Source organism: Microbacterium sp. Bi128, assembly GCF_918698205.1.
Map to the genome: position 1 here is coordinate 1 of NZ_CAKKMM010000815.1, position 2268 is coordinate 2268.

1 protein-coding gene is annotated in these 2268 nt (G+C 66.9%); it reads left to right on the top strand.

The genetic code is table 11. The features are described from left to right. A partial coding sequence (locus tag LQV45_RS26625; protein WP_230009727.1) for an aerobic carbon-monoxide dehydrogenase large subunit occupies positions 1–2151 on the top strand: 2151 nt, incomplete at its 5' end. Between the last annotated feature and the right edge of the window lie 117 nt (positions 2152–2268).

Genomic DNA, 2268 nt, shown 5'->3' on the forward strand with positions numbered 1-2268 from the left:
ATCACAGGCAAGGACCTTCTGGGCCTGAAGCTCGCGTGGGCGCCGACGCTCTCGGCGGATGTCCAAGCTGTGCTGGTGACCGACAAGGTGCGGTTCCAGGGGCAGGAAGTCGCGTTTGTCGTGGCCGAGGACCGTTACGCCGCACGGGACGCCCTGGAGCTGATCGACGTCGAATACGAAGTCCTTCCCCCGCTGGTGGACGCCCGCAAGGCGCTGGACCCGGACGCCCCGGTGATCCGCGATGAGATCGAGGGCCGGACGGACAACCGGATCTTCGACTGGGAGATGGGCGACAAGGCCGAAACGGATGCGGTGTTCGCCTCCGCGGATGTTGTGGTCAGCCAGGAGATCGTCTACCCGCGGGTCCATCCCGCACCGATGGAGACGTGCGGCGCCGTCGCCGATTTCGACGCCGTCAACGGCAAGCTGACGCTCTACGAGACCACCCAGGCACCGCACGCGCACCGGACCCTGTTCGCGATCGTCGCCGGCATCCCCGAGCACAAGATCCGGATCGTCTCCCCCGATATCGGCGGCGGTTTCGGCAACAAGGTCGGGATCTATCCCGGCTACATCCTCGCCGTCGTCGGTTCGATCGTCTCCGGCCGCCCGGTCAAATGGGTGGAGGACCGCTCCGAAAACCTGATGTCAACCTCGTTCGCCCGGGACTACATCATGCAGGGCGAAATCGCGGCGACCAAAGACGGCAAGATCCTCGCCCTGCGCACCCACGTGCTGGCCGACCACGGCGCGTTCAACGCCACGGCCCAGCCCACCAAGAACCCGGCCGGATTCTTCTCCATCTTCACCGGCAGCTACGACCTCGCGGCCGCCCACTGCTCCGTCACCGGTGTCTATACCAACAAGGCGCCCGGCGGGGTCGCGTACGCGTGCTCGTTCCGGGTCACCGAGGCCGTCTACCTCGTGGAGCGGATGGTCGACATTCTTGCCCGCAAGCTGGACATGGACCCGGCGGAACTACGGCTGAAGAACTTCATCAAGCCGGAGCAGTTCCCCTATGCCAACAAGACCGGCTGGGTCTACGACTCGGGCAACTACGAGGCCGCCATGCGCCTCTCGATGCAGCTCGCCGGATACGAGGACCTCCGCCGCGAGCAGGCCGAGAAACGCGAACGCGGGGAACTCATGGGCATCGGGGTTTCCTTCTTCACGGAAGTCGTCGGAGCCGGGCCAAGGAAGCACTTCGACATTGTGGGCCTCGGCATGGCCGACGGCGCTGAACTGCGCGTCCACCCCACTGGCAAGGCCGTGGTGCGCATCTCGGTGCAGAGCCAGGGCCAGGGCCACGAGACCACCTTCGCCCAGATCGTGGCGGAAGAACTCGGCATCCCGCCGGAGGACATCGAGGTGGTGCACGGGGACACCGACCAGACGCCGTTCGGCTTGGGCACGTACGGCAGCCGTTCGACGCCGGTCAGCGGCGGCGCCGTGGCCCTTGTAGCCCGGAAGGTGCGCGAGAAGGCGAAACTGATCGCCGGGGCGATGCTGGAGACCCGCCCCGAGGACCTCGAATGGGAAAAGGGCCGCTGGTTCGTCAAAGGCGATCCGAGCGTCGGCAAGACCATGGCCGAGATCGCCATGGGCGCCCACGGCACCGTTGCCTTGCCTGAGGGCGTGGACGGAAACCTCGACGCCGAGGTCACCTACGACCCGCCGAACCTGACCTTCCCGTTCGGCGCCTACATCTGCGTCGTCGACATCGATCCCGGCACGGGGCAGGTCAAAGTGCGGCGCTTCATCGCGGTGGATGACTGCGGCACCAGGATCAACCCGATGATCATCGAAGGCCAGGTGCATGGCGGGCTGACGGACGGTGTGGGCATGGCCCTGATGGAGATCATCGAGTTCGACGAGGACGGCAACTGCCTCGCCGGGTCCTTCATGGACTACCTGATCCCCACGGCCATGGAAGTGCCGGACTGGGAAACCGGATTCACTGTCACGCCCTCCCCGCACCACCCGATCGGGGCGAAGGGCATCGGCGAGTCCGCCACAGTCGGCTCACCGCCGGCGATCGTCAACGCTGTTGTCGATGCCCTGGCGCCGTTCGGCGTCACACATATGGACATGCCCTGCACCCCGGCCCGCGTCTGGGCTGCCATGCAGGGCCGGGCCCGGCCGCCGATCTGATGGCCTCCACCGCAGGATCCCTGGCCGCCAGGGCCGATGAACTCGCCAGCCGCCGCGAGCCGTTCGTCCATGCCACGGTGGTCCGCGCCCAGCATCCGACGAGCGCCCACGCCGGGG